This window comes from Kitasatospora sp. NPDC058184 (genome assembly GCF_042883725.1).
GTDB lineage: Bacteria > Actinomycetota > Actinomycetes > Streptomycetales > Streptomycetaceae > Kitasatospora.
Genome location: NZ_JBHVVE010000015.1, coordinates 138,262 through 158,613, shown reverse-complemented (window position 1 = coordinate 158,613; position 20,352 = coordinate 138,262). Strand labels below are relative to the sequence as shown.

Genomic DNA, 20,352 nt, shown 5'->3' with positions numbered 1-20,352 from the left:
CGCGCGCTTCGTCTCCGCCCTCGACCCGCGGCTCACCGGCCGCGAGATCGTGGTGACCTCCTCGAACAACGGCGCCGTGGAGAACATCACCGCCGAACTGCCCGGCGCCGACGCCCTGGACGAGCACTGGCACGACGGCCCCGACCACTTCTCCGACCTCGCCTCCGCCCTGCTCGGCGGCGCCCCCGCCTGGGGGCTGGTCGCCGCCGTGCTCGGCAACAAGTCCAACCGGACGAGGTTCACCGAGCGCTTCTGGTGGGGCCGGCTGCCCGAGGACGAGAACGCCGCCCGCGACGCCGCCGGGCTCCCGCCGCTGCGCGGCATGAACGCCGTCCTCGGCGACTGGGTCCCGCCCAGCGTGCCCAGACCCGCCCGCACCCCGAGCGACCGCCGCGCCGCCCCGGGCACCGGTACAGCCGAGGCCACGACCGCACCCACCGCCACACCCACCGTCCCCGCCACGCCCGCCGCCCCCGCCCAGCCCGTCCCCTCCTGGCCCGAGGCCGTCGCCGCCTTCAAGGCCGCCCAGGCCGAGGTCGAGCGCCTGCGCGCCGAACGCGTCCGCCTCGCCGCCGCCCTGGCGGAGACGGCCTCGGGCGAGGCCCAGCACCGCCTCGACGCCCTGCGCGCCGCCATCGCCCGCGCCGACGACCGCGCGGCGGCCGCCGAGGCCCGTCAGGCCGCCGCCGGCACGGCCGTCGAGACGGCCCGCACCGCCACCCACGCTGCCGAGGCCGCCCACCGGACCGCGGTCGAGCGCGTCCCCCGGGCCCGCGAGGCCCTCGCCGACGCCCGATCCGCGCTGGCCGCCGCCCGCGAACACGCCGACGGGCACCGCCGGCAGGTCGACGTGCTGACGGCCCTGCACGACGAGCCGCCCGGCGCCCAGCCGGGCCTGCGCGCCGGGCTGCGCCGGCTGCTCCGGAGCGGCGCCGAACGCGAGGCCGCCGAGCAGCACCGCGAACAGAGCCGGGGCGAACTCCTCGCCCAACTCGTCCAGCAGCGCACCGTGTTGGAGGCCGCCCACGCCCACATCGCCCGCTGCGCCCAGGCCGAGGACGCCGCGGCCGACCAGGACAGCCGCTCCACCTCGGCCGTCACCGAGGCCGAGGCGGCCGCCGGCCGCGCCCGCGCCCAGGAGGCCGCCGCCCGCGCCGCCGAATCCACGGCCCGTACGGACGCCGAGCGGGCCCGGCAGGAGGCATGGGCCGCCCGGCGCGAGCTGGAAGGCGCCACCGCCGAACTCGACGCCGCCCACCGGGCCCTGCGCGCGGCCGTCGCCGACCTCCCGTCCCTGCCCCTCGACTGGCCGCGGCTCCCCGACCACGAGCAGGAACTCGGCGCCCCCTGGGCCGACGAGGCCTGGAGCACCGCCCGCAGCGACCTGTTCCTGCGCGCCCTCGACCTGCACCGCGCCCTCGTCGCCAACACCGCGAAGCGGATCCGCGGCAACCTCCAGGTCCTGGTGGAGCTCATGGCCGGCAACAGCGGGCCCGTCCCCGAGGAGCAGGTCCTGCACGCCTGGCAGACCCTCTTCCTCCTCGTCCCCGTCGTCTCCACCACCTTCTCCTCCATCGGCAGCATGTTCGCCCGCCTCGGCCAGGGCTCCATCGGCTGGATCCTCGTCGACGAGGCCGGCCAGGCCACCCCGCAGGCCGCCGTCGGCGCCCTCTGGCGGGCCCGCCGCGCCGTCCTCGTCGGCGACCCGCTCCAGCTCGAACCCGTCGTCACCATGCCGACCGCCCTGCAGCGCCGACTCCTGCTCGCCTACGGCGTCGACGAGGAATGGCTGCCCTCGGCGACCTCCGCCCAGGCCGTCGCCGACCGCGTCAACCGCTACGGCACCTACCTGCCCGCGCCCGCCGGCGCGGAGGAGGACACCGTCTGGGTCGGCTCACCGCTGCGCGTCCACCGCCGCTGCGAGGAGCCCATGTTCACCGTCAGCAACGAGGTCGCGTACGGCGGCCTCATGGTCCACGGCACCCACCCCCAGCCCTTCCCCGACCCCGACCACGACGGCCTCCTCCCCAGCCGCTGGCTCGACACCCCCGACCCCGACCGCCCCGCCGACGCCCCCTGGGGCGAACGCGACCGCCGCGCCCTCACCTTCCTCCTGGGCCGCCTCGACCACCACGGCGTCACCGTCGAACGCCTGCGGATCATCGCCCCCTTCCGCGCCCTCGTCGCCGAGGCCCGCGAAACCTGCCGCACGCTCCCCGGCTGGACGGCCGAACTGCTCGACGAGCGATGCGCCACCGTCCACAAGGCCCAGGGCAAGGAGGCCGACGTCGTGATCCTGCTCCTCGGCGCGGGCCGCCCCGGCGCCCGCGCCTGGGCCGCCGGCACCCCGCACCTCCTGAACGTCGCCGCCAGCCGTGCCAAACGCCGCCTCTACGTCATCGGCGACCGCGCCCTGTGGGCCCCGCTGCTCCACTTCGACGTCCTGGCCGCCGAAGTCCCCGCCTACGACCACGTCCACGACCGCGCCACCTGGCCCCTCGACGGCCCCGCCGGCTGAGCATGCGGGCACGGGGCGTTCTGATGGTGTTGGCACGAGAAGTCGGCCGGTCCGACTTCTCAGGTGTGGTCAGGTCCGGGCTGAGGCCCCGCGTACGGTGAGCGGCGGTCCGATGATGGGAGCGTGGAGAGTGCTTGCCGTCAGGACGGTCGTCGCGGAGTGCGACGGCCTCCAGGCGATGCCACCTGTGACCGGGTAGCGCACAGCATCGGCCAGCGGCCGGTGGCAGTAGCCCTCCGGCCGCCCGCCGCAGCCCTCATGCGCGGCACGCGACAAGACCACCCGACCGGGCTGCCGCAGTTGAACCCGTGTCCACCGCGATCCGTACGACAACGGCTGGGCAGGTCACCGAACCGGAGCCGCCCGGAGTCGGCCGTTGGCCGTGTCCGCGGATTCACTGCGGTAGGTGCTTCGACCAGTCTCCTCCGGGGCGGTAGGCGCGGCCGTCGCCGACCTGCTTCGTCCCACCGGGTACGACGTCCCCGTGGTACGGGTACTGTTCCGTCACCGCCGCCAGCAGGAACTCCAGGAAGCCGCCCTCGAAGAGGTCCCACTCCCGCATCGAGTCGAACTTGGCGGCGACCGGCCAGCGGTCCGGGTCCGGGCCCCGCATCAACCAGAAGAACTGGTCGGAGTTGTAGTTGTTCCCCCATTTCAGCAGCCCTCCCTCGGCGGGGAACAGCGGGTACGGGCACTCGTCGTGGTCCCCGTCCTCGTAGGCCTGGGCCAGCATGGCGCAGTATCCGTAGGGCTCCGTCGTGTAGAACAGGAATCCCTCGAAGCCGGACGGCTGCCAGGCCTTGGGACTGGGCGCCGCCGACGGTGCGTAGATGTGCAGCTCGTCGCTGATGCTGACCATCCCGTAGCGGTCGACGAACGCCCGGTAGTCCGCCGGCAGCTGGAAACCGAGCACCTCGGGCCCGAGCTCCCACGGGACCGGGACCACGCCGCCCGCGGGCGGCGGCCCGATGACCGCGCCGAGCCGGTCCAGTGTGTCCTCGATGTCCACGCCCACTCCCGTCAGCCGTTCGTTCCCGCCGGAGGCTATTCGCTGCCGGTGACACCGGAGGCGGGCGGCCCGGCCCCGAGGTGTCCTCGCACCTGGGTTGTGCGGGCGGCCCCACGTCCACGCCCGGCCGACCAGAGGACCACCCGACCGAGACAGCAGACCCGAACTCACGGTCACCAAGCTCGATTGGGCAACGGCTTCACGGACCAGATCAGTTGCGACAGGACACCGGGGCGGGGGCGCCCGGCGGCCGAGGAGCCGGCGGCTGAGGCTGTGGCGACCGGGTGTCCTGAGGGTGTTGCACGAGAAGTCGGCCGGTTCGACTTCTCACGTGTCCTCACCGGCGCCCAGGTGCGGCCGGGGTGGCCCCCGCGCCCGGGTGTCAGAACACCGGGGGGCGCCCCAGTCGGGTCATCCGCCAGACCGTGGCCCAGCGCATCGGGCGGCGGGGTGGGCACGGGGTACGGACGCCCTCCAGGAAGCCGGAGTACCAGGCGCGCAGTCCGGCGGCGGGTGGGCGGCGGGAGAGGGTGTACACCGACCAGGAGGCGAGGTACGGCGGGACCAGGACGGCGGGCAGTCGGCGTTTGGCCGGCCAGACGCGGTTGCGGGCCGTCAGCCGGTAGTAGGCGGCGTGCCGGGCGGGCTCGGTCCGGGGGTGTTGGAGCAGGAGGTCGGCCCGGTAGCGGATCGACCAGCCGGCGTCGAGGACGCGCCAGGCGAAGTCCGTCTCCTCGTGGGCGTAGAAGAACCGCGAGGGGAAGCCGCCGACCCGGTCGATGGCGCTCATCCGGATCGCGTGGCCGCCGCCCAGGAAGGTGGTCACCTCGCCGGAGCGCAGGGCGCCGGAGGAGCCCGGGCGCGGGACGTGGCGGCGCTGGGTGTGCCCCGTCCCGTCGGCGACCCGGAAGCCGACGACGCCGAGGAGCTGCTCCCGCTCGAAGGCCTCCCGGACCAGCCGGAAGGTGTCGGTGCGGGGGAGCAGGCCGTCGTCGTCCAGGTTCACCACCACGTCCACGCCGCCGAGTTCGCGCAGCCGCCGGGCGCCGAGGTTGCGGCCGCCGGGGATGCCGAGGTTCTCCGGCAGTTCCACCGCGTCGACCCAGTCCGGGAGCGGCGCCAGCCGCACGCCCTGCCCGATCACCACGACCCGGGCGGCCTCGCCCTCCTGGGCTGCCACCGAGTCGAGGAGCGCGCCCAGCTCCCGGGGCCGGTCGCCCATCGTCAGTACCACCACGCCCAGCCTGAGGCCCATCCGCACCCGCTTCCGTCGAGGAATCCCGCAGATCCGGTGCAACGACCGGCCCGGCTCGGAGGTCACGTACGGATGGGAGCGAATGTTGGTACGAAGGCGAACGCCTGGAAGAAACCGTTCGTTCGGTTTTTCGGGTGCGGGAGGCGGTGCGCCAGAGGCCGATCCACCGGGGCGGCCGAGGCGTGCGGTCACCCACGGGGTGGTGGGGTCTGACGGGGTGTGGGGAGGGGGAGTGGTTGGCGGGATTCCTCGGCATCGTCTTGTCGGTCGTGGGTGGGGCGAAGCTAAGATACGGGGTGTTTGGTTTTGTTTTCCGGGAGCTCAGGGCGGGGTGGTTTCGGTGGTACGGCAGGAACGGGCGCTCCGGACACGTCGGCTGATCCTGGAGGCGGCGGCCTCGGTCTTCGACGAGTTCGGGTACGAGGGCGCGACCATCGGCGAGGTGGTCTCCCGGGCTGGTGTGACGCGCGGTGCGGTGTATTTCCATTTCGCCTCGAAGCGCGATCTGGCGCAGGGCGTGGTGGAGGAGCAGTTCGTCCAGGACGGAGTTCCCGAACGGAGCTGCAAGCTCCAGGAGTTCGTGGACACCGGGATGGTGGTGGCGTACCTGATGCCGCGTGACCCGCTGCTCAGCGCGGGTGCCCGGCTGTCGCTCGGGCAGGACCTCTTCGACGATCTGGGCGGCGGCGCCATCCCCGGCTGGATCAGCCGGTTCGAGGCGCTGCTGGTCGCGGCCGGCGAGCGCGGCGAGCTGCTCCCGCACGTCGTGCCGGCGGACACCGCGTGGCTGCTCGTCGCTGCGTGGACGGGGGTGCAGATCCAGTCCCAGAAGCTCTGCGGCCGGGCCGACCTGGAGCTGCGGGTGTCCGCGCTGTACCAGCACCTGATGCCGAGCATCGCGGTGCCGGGCGTGCTCGGCTCGCTGCAGATGGGGCCGAACCGCGGTGCCCAGGTGGTGGCCGAGGCCGCGGCGGCCCGTGCGGCGGCGGAGGGCGACCCGGAGGGCGGCGACATCGACGGCGGTCCGGACGGCGGTCCGGACGGTGCGGGCGGCGCCGTGCGCGCCGAGGTGCAGACGGAGGTCGGGGTGGGCTGACGGCGGCTCACCGCCCGACCCACCTGCGGGAATCCGGGTGGGCGAGGGCGGCGGGGGCGGGCGAATCGGCGGCGACGGGACCACGGGGGTCCGGCGCCGCCTTTGGTTTGCCCGGGCCCGGTCACGCGGTGCGGCGGTGGCACTGCCGAGGGTGGCGGGCCGCAACGTCCGCGCAAAACAAACAGCACGTTCGGTTTTGTATTGACAAACCGCTCGTCCTGTTTTTCACTGGTAGCAGTTGACCCAGGGTGTCGACCCGGGTGCCGGCCGTGGCCGTGGAGGCTGCGGCGTTCCGTGTGATTGGGGTGGTCATCGTGGAAATTCGGGTGCTCGGGGCGCTGGACGTCCGGGTGTGCGGGATATCGGTGGTGCCGTCGGCGCCGAAGCCGCGGCAGGTGCTGGGACTGCTGGCGCTGCGGGCGGACCAGGTGGTGTCGGCCGGGGTGCTGGCCGACGAGCTGTGGTCCGGCCGTCCGCCGCGCAGCGCACGCACCACCGTGCAGACGTACGTGCTCCAGCTGCGCGACCTCATCGACCGGGCGCTCGCGACGGCCGGTACGGCGCGGGGGGTGTCCTGCGCCAAGGACGTCCTGGTGACCTCGCCGGGCGGCTACATGCTCAACAGCGGCGGCGGACTGACGGACCTCCGGGAGTTCGAGCGCCTGGCCGGCACCGGCTACCGGGCGATGGACGGCGAGGACTACCCGGGGGCGGCCCGGCTGCTCGGCGAGGCGCTCGCGCTGTGGCGCGGGCCGGCCTTCGCGGACGTCCCGGTCGGCGGCCAACTGGCCGTCGAGGCGCGGCGGTTGGAGGAGACCCGGCTCTGCGCGCTGGACCAGCGGATCGAGGCCGACCTGCGCCTCGGCCGGCACCGGGTGCTGCTCGCCGAACTCACCGTCCTGGTCGACCGCTACCGCACCCACGAGAGCCTGCACGGTCAGTACATGGTCGCGCTGCACCGCTCCGGCCGCCGGGGCGAGGCGTTGGAGGCCTACCAGCGCCTGCGGAACACCCTGGTACGGGAGTTGGGCATGGAGCCCTCGGTCGGACTGCGGCGGCTCCAGCGCTCCATCCTGCTCGCCGGTCCCGAGCGTGTGTCCGAGCGCGGGCCGGAGCGCGGATCGGAGCGTGCGGCGGAGCGCGAGCCCGCCGGCGTGGCCGTCGGTGCGGCCGCCGGGCCGGAGGCGGCGGCCCGGTTCAGCCGGGCCGGCTGAACCGGCCGGTTGTCCGGGTCGTGGGCCGGGCCGTCCCGGTCGGTGTCGCATCGGCGGCACCGGCCGCGGACGGCTGTCGGAGGCCGCGACGTCCGTCGTGGGGCGGCCGCGGTCTGGTCGGAACCTGCTTGTCGTTGTGAGGGGTTGTGGGACGGGTGGTCCAGGAGAGGTCGGAACGGACGCGCGGGCGGCTGGTGGAGGCGGGGGCGGCACTGTTCGACCGCCGCGGCTACGCCGGTGCCACCCTCGGCGAGATCGCCGCGGCCGCCGGGGTGACGAAGGGGGCGCTGTACTTCCACTTCGCCTCCAAGGAGGAGCTGGCCAGAGCGGTGTCCGCGCAGGCCGAACGCTCGCTGCGGTCGGCCTGCGCGGAGCTGCGCGCCGCGTCGTCCCCGCTCCAGGGGCTGATCGACGCGGGCTACTGGCTGGTCGAGGCCCTCGGGACGGACCCGGTGATCCGGGCGGCCTTCCGCCTGGGCCGTGAGGACGGCGGCTGGCAGGTTGCGCCGACCACGGCTGCGCCCGCCACGGTTGCGCCCGTACCCGCGACGACCAGGCCTGCCGCGGCCGACCCCGGGCAGCAGGCCTTCGCCGACATCCGCGGCTTCCACAGCGTCTGGGCCGGCGTCGTCCGCGACCTGCTGGCCGGCGCCCGCCGCGCGGGCGAGCTGCGCGACCGCTCGGGCGGCCTCGGCCCGGAGACCCTGGTGGTGGCCGCCGCCTGCGGTCTGGAGGTGGTGTTCGCCGACGGCTGCCCCGCCGGGGAGCGCGCCCGCCGGGTCGGCGCCCTCTGGGACTGGCTGCTGCCCTGCCTGGTGCCCCCGGGCCGGGGCGGCGGCTACCGCACCAGGCCGCCGGCCCCGCAGCCCGCCTGAATCCCGGTCCGACCCGGGTGGCAGCCCCGGTCCGGACACGGAACCGCCCTCGGTGCCCGAAGGTACCGAGGGCGGTCAGTCGACCGATGGACGGCGGGGATCAGGCGGTGATCGGGGCTGCTACGCCACGAACCGACCGGCGGCCGCGCGGCGCCGGGCCCGGTAGAACAGCGCCCCACCGAGGGTCACCAGCCCGCCCCCGGCCAGGCCGAGGACGGCGACCGGCGCCCCGGCCTGGGGCAGCTCGCCGCCGGGGCCGCCCTTCTGCGGCGGAATCGGATGGTGGCCCGGACGGCTCGGGCAGCCCTTGCCCCCGCCGCCCTTGTGGTCGTGCCCCTTCGGCGGGCAGGGCGCGACGGAGATGCAGAGCTCGACCGGAGGGCTCTGCACGGTCTGCCCCTGCGGGTCGTGGGCGGAGGCCTGGGCGGTGTTGGTGACGCTGCCCGCCTGCGCGTCCGCCTCCGTCACCGTGTACGTGCCGTGGCAGGTGGTGCTCTGCCCCGGGTCGAGGGTGGTCTGCTCGCAGGTCACCTGCCGGACGCGGTCGTCGCCGACGGTGAGGCCGGTCAGCGTGGTGCTCCCGGTGTTGGTGACGGTGTACGTGTAGGTGACGGTGTCACCCGGGTACACCGTCCCGGCGGCGTCGGACCGCTTGGTGACGGCCAGCGAGGAGGTGGCGGTACCGACCGTCACCGTGGCCTGGACCGGCGCGCTCTGTACGGGCCGGCCCTGGGGGTCGGTGCCGTCGGCGTGGGCGGTGTTGGTGACGTGTCCGGCCTGGGCGTCGGCCGCCGTGACGGTGTAGGTGCCGTGGCAGGTGGTGCTCTGGCCGGAGGTGAGGGTCGTCTGGTCGCAGGTCACCGACGACACGTGGTCGTCGCTGACGGTGATGCTGTTGATCACCGTCATCCCGGAATTGGTCACCGTGTAGGTGTAGTGCACCGTGTCACCGACCTGGAACGGGCCCGCGCTGTCGGCCTGCTTGGCGATGGTGAGCGCGGACACCGGGGTGACGACGTCGACGGTGGCCTCGACGGGCGGGCTCTGTACCGGTTGCCCCTGGGGGTCGGTGCCGTTGGCGTGGGCGGTGTTGGTGATGTGCCCGGCCTGGGCGTCGGCCGCCGTCACGGTGTACGTCCCGTGGCAGGTGGTGTTCTGGCCGGAGGTGAGGGTCGTCTGGTCGCAGGTGACGGACGGGACGTGGTCGTCGCTGACGGTGATGCTGTTAACGGTGGTGTTGCCGGTGTTGGTGACCGTGTAGGTGTAGTGCACGGTGTCACCGATGTGGAACGGGCCCGCGCTGTCGGCCTGCTTGGCGACGGCCAAAGCGGACACCGGGGTGACGACGTCGACCGTCGCCTGCGCCGGTGGGCTCTGCACGGGTTGGCCCTGGGGGTCGGTGCCGTTGGCGTGGGCGGTGTTGGTGATGTGCCCGGCCTGCCCGTCGGCCGCCGTCACGGTGTACGTCCCGTGACAGGCGGCCGTCTGGCCGGGCTCCAGGGTGGTCCGGTCGCAGCTCACGGACGAGACGTGGTCGTCGGCCACGGTCAGGTCGTCGATCACCGTCGTCCCGGAGTTGGTCACCGTGTAGGTGTACGCGACGGTGTCGCCGACGTGGAACGGCCCGGCGCTGTCGGCCCGCTTCGTCAGGTCGAGCTTCGGGACGCCCGCCACCGGCAGCGTCACCTGGGCGATCGGGCTCTGCACCAGCTCGCCCAGCGGCCCGGTGCTGTCCGCCTGGGCCGTGTTGGTGACGTGGCCGAGCTGCTCGTCGGCGGCGGTCACCGTGTAGGTGCCGTGGCAGGTGGCGGCCTGCCCCGCGAGCAGGGTGGTGTGGTCGCAGGCCACGTTCTGGACGTGGTCGTCGGCCACGCTCACGTCGGTCAGCGTGGTCGTGCCGGTGTTGGTCACCGTGTAGGTGTAGGTGACGGTGTCCCCGGCGTGGACCGGACCGGGGGTGCCGGCCTGCTTCGTCAGGGAGATCGAGGACGGGCCGATCACCGTGACGGTGGCCTGGGCCTCCGCGGTGACCGGCCGGCCGTCCGAGGTCCCGTTGGCCGTGGCGTGGTTGAGGACCTTCCCGTCCTGGGCGTCGGCCGCCGTCACGACGTAGCTGCCGTGGCAGACCGTGCTGTCCCCGGGGCTGCCGGCCGGTGCCAGGACGGTGGAGTCGCAGGTGATCCCGGTGGCCTTGTCGTCCGTCACCGAGAGCGCCGTCACCGGGCTGCCGCCGGTGTTGGTGACCACGTAGCTGTACGGCACGGTGTCGCCGACGTGGAACGGCTCGGGCGCGTCGACGTGCTTGGTCAGCGTGATGCCCGGCGGCGCCACCACCGGCAGGGTGACCGTGTCGGGCGGCGACGTGACCGGGCCGACGTCGGTGGTTCCGGTGGCCTGGGCGGTGTTGGTCACGTGGCCCTGGGCGGCGTCCGCGGCGGTGACCAGGTACGTCGCCGTACACGTCACCGTCTCACCGGGCGCCAGGGTGCTCACCGGGCAGGTGACCGGCCCGACCGTCGGGTCGTTGACGGCCAGGTTGGTGATCGGCACGTTCCCCGAGTTGGTGACCACGAAGTCGTACGGGATCGGGGTGCCCACCGTCAGCAGCCCGGGCAGCGGCTCGTGCGGCTGCTTGACCAGGTTCAGCTCGGGCAGCGGCTGGTCGGTGTAGATCACCACGTTGCGGATCAGGTGGACGTCGGTGAACAGGCCGGTGGAGCCGGCGAAGCCGAACTTGTAGGTCGAGGGCACCGGTTCCGGTGCGGGGGTCTGGAGCACCTGGTGCGAGCCGGTGCCGTCGTTGAAGTCGACGGAGACCGTCAGCACCGGGGAGGGCGCCGGCGTCAGGTGCACGTTCACCCGGCGGCGCGAGGGCTCCAGCAGGGTCTGGGCCTCAGCTGGGGTCACCCCGGCCGGCAGCGTGGTGAGCGGGCCCTGGAGCTTGCCGGGCAGGGTGGAGGGCCACGGGCCGTTGGTGGTGAAGTTGCCGGTCGTCGCGGTGAGGAAGCAGTAGCCGGTGGTGCCGTCGCCGGGGCCGCGGACGGTGACCATGTTGGCGCCGGGCGCGGGCACGCGGAAGGACGTACCGGCGGGGGAGCGCTGGGAGCAGCCGTTGCCGCGCTGCTCCCAGTCGCCGAAGTAGTTGCCGAGCACGTCGAGCCCGACGCCGAGGTAGCCGCGGTCGACGCCGGACAGGAAGCCGAGGTTCGGGTTGTCGTCGGGCAGCTTCTGGGCGTAGCCGAGGCTGCCGCCGAACGCGCCGGGGTGGGTGAGCGAGACGTCGCCGTTCACCAGGAAGAACGAGATGCCGTCGGCCGGGGTGTTCGGCGTGGTGCTGCCGTACTGCCACTGGTCGAAGGTCACGTCCAGGCCGTTGCCGGCGGGCAGGGCCTGGTCGAAGAGCACCGCGCCGCTCTGGTCGTTGCCGGAGTCGGTGATCCGCAGGTAGCCGAGCGGCGCGGAGTCCAGCGGCGGCACCGGGCCGGTCTCGGCGGCGGGGCAGCCGCCGAGCGGGTGGTCGCCCGGCCCGGGCTGGGCGGGGGCCGCGCCGGTGAGGCAGGCGGAGCCGACGGCGATGAAGCGCGAGTCGGTGGTGGCACCGGTGAAGGCCTCCTGGAGCAGGGGGGTGCCGGTGGCCCGGACCCGCTCCGGCAGCGGCGCGGCGGGGTGGTGCGCGGGCGTGACGGCCTGGGCGAGTGGGGCGAGCGGGGCGGCGAGGCCTGCGCCGAGCAAACCCAGCGTGGCCGCGGCGCTGATGAAGCGGGCCGTTCGGGCGCGAAGCCGTGACGCTCCGCGGGATTGTCTCGTCATAGCGTCACTATGGGTGGCCGTCACGATCCGCTACAAGCTGTGTACTGTCAGTGGAGCTATCGAATAGCTCGGATGAACGAGCGTGAGGCACGGCGCGCGCCAGGGCGGGTTCGGCGGGGCCGGTGGACATTGTTCGACCGTTCCCGACTGACGGTGCGGTAGGGTGGCCGACGCCGAGTATGACCGCGACTCAGGGAGGTGAGCCCCATTTACGGAATGTCCGAGCGGGTGCTCCCGGAGCGCGGCCGCGTGGGCGCCTCGCGCGCATAGCGCGAACGGCGCGCCGACGCGGTGTCGGCCCCCGCGGGAGCCCTGACGGAGTCGTCAGCTCTCCCGTCCTCCCCCAAGGGGTTTCTCTTGTCGGTCTTCTCCTCCGCCTCCCTCCGTTCCTCGGTGGTCTCCCGGCTTCGCGCCGCCGGGTGCGTGTTCGCCGAGGACGAGGCGCGGATCCTGCTCTCCGCCGCCGCCTCGCCCGCCGACCTGGCCGCCATGGTCCGCCTCCGCGCCGACGGGCGGCCGCTCGAACACGTCGTCGGCTGGGCCGAGTTCGCCGGTCTGCGGATCGCCGTCGACCCGGGCGTCTTCGTCCCGCGCCGCCGCAGCGAGTTCCTGGCCGCCGCCGCCACCGCGCTGACCGCCCCGGGCGCGGTGGTGCTCGACCTGTGCTGCGGCAGCGGCGCGCTGGGCGCCGCCGTGGCGGCCGCGGCCGCGCACCCGGTCGAGCTGTACGCGGCGGACATCGACCCGGGCGCGGTCCGCTGCGCCCGCCGCAACCTGGCCGGCGTCGCGGCGCGGGTCTTCGAGGGCGACCTGTTCGCCGCCGTCCCCGTGGAACTGCGCGGCCGGGTGGACGTGCTGATCGCCAACGTCCCGTACGTCCCGACCGGCGACCTCGGCCTGCTGCCGCCCGAGGCGCGGCTGCACGAGGCACGGCCGGCGCTGGACGGCGGGGCGGACGGGCTGGACGTGCTGCGGCGGGTGGCCGCCGAGGCGCCGCGGTGGCTGGCGCCCGGCGGGTCGCTGCTGTTCGAGACCAGCGAGCGGCAGGTGGCGGCGGCCCTCGCGGTGACCGGGGCGGCCGGGCTGGCGGCGGTGGAGAGCCGGCGGGAGGATCTGGACGCCACCGTGGTCACGGCGACGCTGCGCTGACCGGCGGCGTCGACGCGACGCGCTGAACTCCTCGGCTCCGGAAGGGGCTTGCGGTCCGGCCACCGTTCCCCCGTGACGGTGGCCGGGCGGGGCCGGTCAGATGCGGGTGCCGTACACGTGGTCGACCGGGATGGTGAGGAGCACCCGGCGGTCGGCGACCATCGTCTCGCGGTACTCCGTCCAGTCCGGGTGCTCGCCGGCGGCGCGGCGGTAGTAGTCCACCAGGGCCTCCACCTCCGGCCCCTCGGGGTCGGTGCCCGGCCCGGTCAGGGTGGCCACGCCCTCGGCGGTGGTCCAGGAGCGGCCGTCCGGCCCGGTCACCTCCAGGCTGACCCGCGGGTCCCGGCGCAGGTTGGCGGTCTTGGCCAGCCCGTCCCGGGTGGAGACCAGGATGGCGTTCGCCTCCCGGTCGTAGAACGGCATGACGGGGGAGAGCTGCGGCCGGCCGTCCGCCTTGATGGTGGCGAGGATGCCGAGGCGGCTCTGCGCGAGCAGCTCGTACGGGTCGAAAGGAGTGGCGGTCATGGGAGCATCATCGGCCTTCACACCGGTGTGAGGGCAAGGTCCGCCACGCGTGTTGGGCGAGGAGGCCGCGCATGGTGGCACGGGCCGGCGAGTCGGTACGGGATGTTCGGAAATCGGCCGTGGTGTCCGGTGCGAGCCGATAAGGTCGGTGGCGAGAACGGTGACGGTGCGTCAGTGTGCGTGCACCGTCCGAGCCGAGGGGAAACGCCGCACGATGGCACGGGTACGCAAGCAGGTGGAACTGCTGGAGTTCGCCGACGACCTCCACACCGACGACGTCTCCCCGCTGCGGGCCTTCCTGGCCGCCCGCATGAGTGAGCTGGTCGAGGCCCAACCCGAGGGCACCAGCGCCCGGTTGGCCGCCGCGCGACTGGCGGAGGTCACCGCCAGCGACTGCATCTTCCTCTCGGACGTCCTGGTGGCCTGGGAGGAGGTGGTCCTGGAGGGCCGCAAGGACGAGCCCGGCTGGACGCAGCGGATGCGCCAGGACGCCATGCTGTGGTGGAGGCGGCTGTGCGTGACGGCGGAGATGTTCGGCGACCACCCCGACCACCGCTCCCGCTGGCGCCCGCTGCGGTACATGAACCTCGCGCACGCGGAGCTCATCGCGGAGCTCACCGACGAGGCGGGCGGCGTGTACGGGGACGGGGCGCACCCGTGAGCCCGGACGGCTGGGGGCAGTGGCCGTAGGGCTGTCCCGCCACCCCCGCGGTTGTGTCGGTGGCGGCTGGTACGGTCCCGCGCATGAGCAATCGTGTGCCCTTCACGGGTGGGGAGAAGGAAAGCCTCCGGGCGGCGCTGGACCGGCACCGCGAGGCCGTGCTGTGGAAGCTGGAGGGGCTGGACGACGAGCAGCTGCGTCGTCCGATGACGCCCTCCGGGACCAACCTGCTGGGGATGGTGAAGCACCTCGGCGGTGCCGAACTCGGCTGGTTCCGGGGGACGTTCGGCCGGGAGATGGGCCCGCTGCCGTTCGACATCGAGGCCGATGACGACTCCGACATGCGGGTGGATCCCGGCGAGTCGACGGCGGACGTCCTGGCGTTCTACGCCCGGGCCAGGGCCGACGCCGACGAGACGATCGGGGAGCTCGCGCTGGACGACCTCGGCACCTCCTGGTTCGGCAACTCCGTCTCGTTGCGCTGGGTGCTGATCCACATGACCACGGAGACGGCGCGGCACGCCGGGCACATGGACATCCTGCGCGAGCTGATCGACGGCGGGACGGGGGACCACAAGCGGAGCTGAGGCCGACCCGGAGCCGGTACCGGCCGGAACTGACACTGGCCGGTGCCGGTTCCGACCGGTGCGTCCGCTCAGGCCGTCAGCTTCCGGACGGCCCGGTCCAGGGCCTCCGCCGTCCGTCGGACGTCCGCCCCGGTGGTGCGCCAGTTGCTGAACGCCGCGCGCAGGGCGGGCCGTCCCGCGTAGCGGGTGGGCGTCAGGAAGGCCTCGTCGGCCAGCTCGGCGGCGAGCGCGGCCAGCCGCTCCGGGGTCGGGTCCGCCGTCAGCGAGAAGCAGACGACGTTCAGCCGGACCGGGGCGAGCAGCTCCAGTCCGTCGATCCGCGCCACCTCCGCGCCGAGCGCCCGGGCGCCGGCGACGCAGCGCTCCACGATCTCCCGGTGCCCGGCACGGCCGTACGCCCGCAGGGTGAACCAGGCGGCGAGGGCGCGCAGCCGGTGGGAGTTCTCGGGCGTGAGGTGGACGAGGTCCGGGTGCTCGCTCAGCGGGCCGAGGTAGGCGGCGGCGTTCTGGAAGACCCGCGCCTGGAGGTCCGGGCGGCGGGTGAACTGCACGGCGCTGTCGTACGGCACGTTGAGCCACTTGTGCAGGTCGACGCAGACCGAGTCGGCGAGGTCCAGCCCCGCGACCAGCTCCGCGTGCTCCGGGGACAGCGCGGCGAAGGCGCCGAACGCGGCGTCCACGTGCAGCCAGAACCCGTACCGTTCGCGCAGCGCCGCGATCGCGCGCAGGTCGTCGAAGTCGACGGTGTTGACCGTCCCGGCGTTGGCCACCACCACACACGGCCCCGGGGCCTCGGCCAGCACCCGCTCCAGCGCGGCCACGTCCACCGCCTCCCGGCCCGGCAGGACGGGCACCGTCCGCAGCGCCGTACGGCCCAGGCCGAGCACCGACAGCGCCTTGGCGACGCTGGAGTGCGCACTGCCCGACAGCACCCGGACCGGCCCCAGCGCGCCGACCCCGTCCTCGGCGACGTCCACACCGAGCCGCTCGCCCAGCCATTCGCGGGCGATCGCCAGCCCCACCGTGTTCGACATCGTCGCGCCGCTCACGAAGGTGCCGCGGTGCGCTGCCGAGAGCCCGAACAGCTCGCCCAGCCAGCCGACCGTCTCCCGCTCCAGCTGCTGACCGGCCGGGTCCAGCGAGGAGTTGGAGTTCTGGTCCACGGCCGAGGTCAGCCAGTCGCCCGCGAGCGCCGCCGGCGTCGCCCCGCCGGTCACGAACCCGAAGTAGCGCGGCCCGGCGCTCGCCGAAAGCCGGGGCTCCCAGCGCTCCGCGAACTCCGTGAGAGCGGCGCGCGTCCCGCCGCCCTCCTCGGTGAGCGGGGCGACGGCGGGCGGCCCGGCCCGCTCGACCACGGGCCGCTCGTCGAGGCCCGCCAGGAAGGCGAGCGCGTGCTGCCGGGTCTCCTCCAGGATTTCGGGCAACCGGCCGAGGTCGGCGGCGAGTTCGGGGTGCATGGGGGCTCTCCGTTGATCGACTGTGCGGTGCGGCCGAGGCTAGCCGCCGGGGCGGACGGCGTCCCGGTCCAATCCGGTCCTGGTGGCCTGGAACGCGGCTTCGGGGAACATCGGTACAGCGGTGGCCGATGGAGGTCAGGCCGGAGCACAGGTCCACGCTGGCGTCGGAGGGCCTGCGCTGGATGACGGCCCAGCGCGTCGAGGTCTCCGGCGGCGTCCTCCTCTGAGCGACCGGGTGGTGTTCCCCGAGGCCGGAATGTGCGGGCGGTGGGGGAATTCACGCCGTGCGGCTCAAAATCACCCCGGTGGTGCAATTCCAGCCGGTCCCTTGACCTCTCCCGATCCGTCGGACGATGATCACCGTGCACCGCGAGCGAATGAACGTTCCAATACTGGGCTGATTTCCGGTCCGAGACTTCAGGGAGGTGCGGGGCCGTGCGTTCCATCAGCGCTTCCACGGCGGCGCCCGTGGCGCGGGGGCGGGTTCCACTGCTCGGTCACCTGCCGCAACTCGCCGTCAAACGCGTGGAGTTCCTCCAGTCGATCCGGGCGCAGGGCGGCATCGTCAGGATATTCCTGGGCAATCGGCCGGTGTTCGTCCTGAACTCGCCCGAGGCCGTCCACGAGGTTCTCCTGACGCAGAGCCGGAAGTTCGGCAAAGGCCTGCTGTTCGACGTCGCACGGCCTTTCATCGGCAACGGCATCATCACCTCCGAGTACGACGTCCACCTCCGTCAACGGCGCGCGCTCCAGCCCGCGTTCCGCCGGGACACCATCGCCGGCGGCGTCGCCACGATGACCGGCATCGCCGAGGAACAGGTGTCCTCCTGGCGCCCCGGCGAGGTGATCGCCATGGACGTGGTGCTGCGGCGGACGGTCACGGCCATGCTCGTGGCCACCCTGTTCAGCACCGAACGCCCGGACGGGGCCCGGGCCGTCGCCGAACTGGGGGAGCGCGTCGCCGAGCACCTGAACACGGTGATGCGCGGGGTCCTCGTCGGCACTCTGCTTCCCGCTCCCCTCGCCTCCTCACCCGCACTGGGGCACCGCCGGTACCTGGCCGCGGCCACGGCGCTGCGCGAACTCGCGGATACCGCCGTCCGGCAGGCCCGCCAGGACCCGGCCGACCGCGGCGACCTGCTGTCGATCATGTTCGCCGGCACCCCGGGCAACCCGCGGGGGATGACCGACGTGGAGGCCCGCGACGAACTGCTGTCCCTGCTCATGGCCGGCGCCGAGACCACGGCCACCACCCTGGCCTGGGCGCTCCACGAGATCGGACGGCGCCCCGAACTCACCGCGCGGATCAAGGCGGAGTGCGACGCCCTGCCCGCCGGCGCCCCGCCCGGCGCGGCGACGCTCCCGTTCACCGAGCGGTTCCTCCGCGAGGTGCTCCGGCTGCACCAGCCCAGCTGGCTGCTGATGCGACGCGCCCTGGAGCCCGTGCGGGTCTGCGGGGTCGACCTCCCGCAGGGGGCCGAGCTGATCTACAGCGCGCTGACGATGCACCGGGACCCGGCCCACTATCCGGACCCGCTGCGGTTCCACCCGGACCGGTGGCTCGACCGCCCCGAGAAGGACCTGCCGCCGGGCGCCTACGTCCCGTTCGCCCTGGGCAACCGGAGGTGCATCGGGGACCACTTCGCGATGACCGAGATGCTGGTCGTCCTGCGCGCGGTCGTCTCCCGGTGGCGGCCGCGACCGGTGGCGGGCCGTCGGGTCCGGCCGGTGGCCCACGCGCTGATCCGGCCCAACGCGCTGCCCATGCGCGTCTCACCCTGGCCGGGCGACTGAACCAGCCCCGTTCCGTACGGCTCCGATTTCGTACGGCCCGGTTGCGCTCGGCTCCGTTCCGTACGGCTTCGTTCCGCACTGCCCCGACCCTGACCCGGCCCCGTTCCTGTTCCCGTTCCCGGAGGTGCACCTCACCATGACAGCCACGGCGGAGACCCTCTCCCCGGGCCCGCAGGCCCCGGCCCCCGACCCGCTCCCCTTCCCGAGCCGGACCAGCCCGGACTTCCGGGCCGCCCACGACCGCCACCTCCACTGGCCGCGGTCCTTCGGCTTCCTGGCCACGGACGCGGAGCGGGACCACCACCTCAAGGGTCAGTTCCCGCTGATCGCGGCCATGTTCTACCCGAACGCGACCGGGGCCGAACTGGACATCGGCGTCGACCAGCAGAGCTGGTACTTCCTGTTCGACGACGCGCTCGACGAACAGTGGGGCGGCACGCCCGAGCGGGTCCGCCACCTCGTCGGACTCGTCCAGGAGGGCGTCACCGGGCAGGCGTCCCCGCTGCCGCTGGCCGCCGCCTTCGCCGACATGCGGCGGCGCAGCTGCCACGGCATGCCGGAGGACTGGATCCGGCGCTCGGCGGCCCACTGGTCCTCGTACCTCGACCACCACGTCCACGAGGCGCGCAGCCGGCAGTCCGGTGCGCCCATGCCGCTCAGCACCTACCTGCGGGTCCGGCGCCACACCATCGGGGTGGCACCGGTCGTCGACCTCGCCGAGCGGCTGTCCTCCTGCGTCCTGCCGGACCACCTGTACGCGCTGCCGCACCTGTCCGTCATGCGCGAGATGACGAAGACCTTCATCATCTGCGACAACGACATCGTCTCCCTGGAGAAGGACGCGGCCCAGGGGGAGCGGAACAACCTGGTGCTCTGCCTGGAACGGGAGCACGGGCTCTCCCGGCCGGAGGCGCTCGACCGGGCCCTGCGCCGCCGCGCCGAAGCCCTGGAACTGTTCACCGGCGCCCACCGGGCCCTGCTCGCCGGCACGGCGGCGGACCACCTCACCCCGGCCGAACGCGACCTGCTGCGGCGCTACTGCACCGAGGCGCTGCAGACCACCATCCGCGGCGCCCACGACTGGCACCACGCCTCCACCCGGTACCACGGCTAGGCCGACGCTTCCCGTCTTTTGTCGCACGACTCCCGTCGCGCGACCGCGCCCCCGGACCGATCCAGCTGAGGAGCCCGCACCATGCCCGATCACCGCTCGGCGTCCTTCGTCGCCTCCGAACGGGACCGGACCTGCCCGTTCGACCCGTCGCCGGACCTCCGCCGGATGCGCGAGGAGGACGGCCTGCCGCGGCTGCGCGTGACCCATCCGGTCCGCGGCGAGATCGACGCCGTCGTCATCACCCGGTACGGCGACGTCCGGGCCGCCTTCGCGGAGGAGCGCCTGGTGACGGGCAACGGCATCGACCCGGCACTGCCGCGCACCCTGTTCAACCACCCGGGCTTCCTGCCCGCGTACAGCGGCCCGGAGCACGCCCGGCTGCGCCGGATGCTCACCGGCAGCTTCACCGTCCGTCAGGTCGAGCGGCTGCGGCCCGCGATCGAGGCGATCGTCGCCGAGCACCTCGACGCCATGGCGGAGCAGGGGCCGGTCGTCGACCTGGTCGAGGCCTTCGCCCTGCCGATCCCCTCGGCGGCGATCTGCGAACTGCTCGACGTCCCGTACGGGACCAGGACGATGTTCCAGCGCTGCTCCCAGGTGATCATGGACGGGACCGCCGACGCGGGCCAACTGGTCGCCGCCTCCGACGAGTTGAACGCCGCCATGGCGGACATCGTCGCCCGCAACCGGGCCGCCCCCGGGGGCGCCGTGCTGGGCGCGGTGGTGCGGCAGCACGGCGCGGAGCTCACCGACGAGGAGCTCATCGGCTTCGGCACCACCCTCCTGGTCGGGGGCCACGAGACCACCGCGACCCAGCTCGCCCTGAGCGTGCTGGCGCTGCTCCGCCACCCCGACCAGCTCGCCGCCCTGCGCGACGACCCCGCGGTCACCGGCACGGCGGTGGAGGAACTGCTGCGCCATCTCGCCATCCCCGCACCGCTCCTGCGCACCGCCGTGGCCGACGTCGAGGTCAACGGCCACCGGATCGCGGAGGGCGAGCACGTCCTGCTCTCCCCGCTGACCGCGAACCGCGACCCCGAGCTCGTCCCCGAACGACCGGACGACCTCGACCTGCGCCGCCGTCCGGTCGCCCAGCTGGCCTTCGGCTTCGGCGCCCACCAGTGCCTCGGCCAGCAGCTGGCCCGGCTGGAACTGAAGGTGGCCCTGCCGGCCCTGCTGCGGCGCTTCCCGACCCTGCGCCTCGCCGTTCCCGAGGCCGGGCTCCGCTTCCGCGAGGGGTCGACGGTCTAAGGCGTCGAGGCGCTCCCGGTCACCTGGTGACGGGTCG

General features: G+C 73.9%; 15 protein-coding genes. 10 read left to right on the top strand and 5 right to left on the bottom strand.

Features of this window, described 5'->3' with window-relative positions:
• Positions 1-52 precede the first annotated feature (52 nt).
• Complete coding sequence (locus tag ACFVXH_RS26790) at positions 53-2,518, top strand: DEAD/DEAH box helicase (protein ID WP_387827856.1); 2,466 nt, start codon at positions 53-55, stop codon at positions 2,516-2,518.
• Between the two features lie 394 nt (positions 2,519-2,912).
• Here the strand turns inward: ACFVXH_RS26790 and ACFVXH_RS26785 are convergent, their stop codons facing one another.
• Both ACFVXH_RS26785 and ACFVXH_RS26780 read right to left on the bottom strand, forming a co-directional pair.
• A complete protein-coding gene (locus ACFVXH_RS26785) occupies positions 2,913-3,527 on the bottom strand; it encodes a hypothetical protein (RefSeq protein ID WP_387827853.1) in 615 nt (204 codons plus the stop codon).
• Between the two features lie 382 nt (positions 3,528-3,909).
• Positions 3,910-4,782, bottom strand: a complete 873-nt coding sequence (locus ACFVXH_RS26780) for a glycosyltransferase family 2 protein (RefSeq protein ID WP_387827850.1) — start codon at positions 4,780-4,782, stop codon at positions 3,910-3,912.
• A 340-nt stretch (positions 4,783-5,122) separates the two neighbouring features.
• On the opposite strand from ACFVXH_RS26780, the gene ACFVXH_RS26775 reads away from it, so the two are divergent.
• The 3 genes from ACFVXH_RS26775 (at position 5,123) to ACFVXH_RS26765 (ending at position 7,967) form a co-directional block, all read left to right on the top strand.
• On the top strand, positions 5,123-5,878 hold the full coding sequence (locus ACFVXH_RS26775; RefSeq protein WP_380782531.1) for a ScbR family autoregulator-binding transcription factor: 756 nt from the start codon (positions 5,123-5,125) through the stop codon (positions 5,876-5,878).
• Between the two features lie 314 nt (positions 5,879-6,192).
• The gene (locus ACFVXH_RS26770) at positions 6,193-7,092 is read left to right on the top strand and encodes a BTAD domain-containing putative transcriptional regulator (protein WP_387827847.1); all 900 of its coding nucleotides are present in this window, start codon (positions 6,193-6,195) and stop codon (positions 7,090-7,092) included.
• Positions 7,093-7,247: 155 nt separating this feature from the next.
• Positions 7,248-7,967 carry a ScbR family autoregulator-binding transcription factor gene (locus ACFVXH_RS26765; protein WP_387827844.1) on the top strand — a complete coding sequence of 240 codons (720 nt, stop codon included), beginning with the start codon at positions 7,248-7,250 and terminating at the stop codon, positions 7,965-7,967.
• A 120-nt stretch (positions 7,968-8,087) separates the two neighbouring features.
• Here ACFVXH_RS26765 and ACFVXH_RS26760 read toward each other — a convergent pair whose 3' ends face one another.
• On the bottom strand, positions 8,088-11,777 hold the full coding sequence (locus tag ACFVXH_RS26760; protein WP_387827841.1) for a hypothetical protein: 3,690 nt from the start codon (positions 11,775-11,777) through the stop codon (positions 8,088-8,090).
• Positions 11,778-12,134: 357 nt separating this feature from the next.
• On the opposite strand from ACFVXH_RS26760, the gene ACFVXH_RS26755 reads away from it, so the two are divergent.
• Positions 12,135-12,926: a putative protein N(5)-glutamine methyltransferase gene (locus ACFVXH_RS26755; protein ID WP_117486140.1), complete on the top strand. Its 792-nt coding sequence runs from the start codon at positions 12,135-12,137 to the stop codon at positions 12,924-12,926.
• 96 nt (positions 12,927-13,022) lie between these two features.
• Here the strand turns inward: ACFVXH_RS26755 and ACFVXH_RS26750 are convergent, their stop codons facing one another.
• Positions 13,023-13,451 (bottom strand): PPOX class F420-dependent oxidoreductase, encoded by a 429-nt coding sequence (locus ACFVXH_RS26750; protein WP_049652970.1) that lies wholly within the window; start codon positions 13,449-13,451, stop codon positions 13,023-13,025.
• Between the two features lie 214 nt (positions 13,452-13,665).
• On the opposite strand from ACFVXH_RS26750, the gene ACFVXH_RS26745 reads away from it, so the two are divergent.
• Both ACFVXH_RS26745 and ACFVXH_RS26740 read left to right on the top strand, forming a co-directional pair.
• Positions 13,666-14,112 carry a hypothetical protein gene (locus ACFVXH_RS26745; protein ID WP_074002894.1) on the top strand — a complete coding sequence of 149 codons (447 nt, stop codon included), beginning with the start codon at positions 13,666-13,668 and terminating at the stop codon, positions 14,110-14,112.
• A gap of 83 nt (positions 14,113-14,195) precedes the next feature.
• Positions 14,196-14,699, top strand: a complete 504-nt coding sequence (locus tag ACFVXH_RS26740) for a DinB family protein (RefSeq protein WP_074002893.1) — start codon at positions 14,196-14,198, stop codon at positions 14,697-14,699.
• Between the two features lie 68 nt (positions 14,700-14,767).
• Here the strand turns inward: ACFVXH_RS26740 and ACFVXH_RS26735 are convergent, their stop codons facing one another.
• Positions 14,768-16,156, bottom strand: coding sequence for a pyridoxal phosphate-dependent decarboxylase family protein (locus ACFVXH_RS26735; RefSeq protein ID WP_387827837.1), 1,389 nt, complete (start codon positions 16,154-16,156; stop codon positions 14,768-14,770).
• Between the two features lie 435 nt (positions 16,157-16,591).
• Between ACFVXH_RS26735 and ACFVXH_RS26730 the strand changes: the two genes are divergently transcribed.
• The 3 genes from ACFVXH_RS26730 (at position 16,592) to ACFVXH_RS26720 (ending at position 20,315) form a co-directional block, all read left to right on the top strand.
• Positions 16,592-17,950, top strand: coding sequence for a cytochrome P450 (locus ACFVXH_RS26730; RefSeq protein WP_387827834.1), 1,359 nt, complete (start codon positions 16,592-16,594; stop codon positions 17,948-17,950).
• A 136-nt stretch (positions 17,951-18,086) separates the two neighbouring features.
• Entirely contained in the window at positions 18,087-19,064 is a 978-nt protein-coding gene (locus ACFVXH_RS26725; RefSeq protein ID WP_387827831.1) for a pentalenene synthase, read from the top strand.
• 81 nt (positions 19,065-19,145) lie between these two features.
• The gene (locus tag ACFVXH_RS26720; RefSeq protein ID WP_387827828.1) at positions 19,146-20,315 is read left to right on the top strand and encodes a cytochrome P450; all 1,170 of its coding nucleotides are present in this window, start codon (positions 19,146-19,148) and stop codon (positions 20,313-20,315) included.
• Positions 20,316-20,352 lie beyond the last annotated feature (37 nt).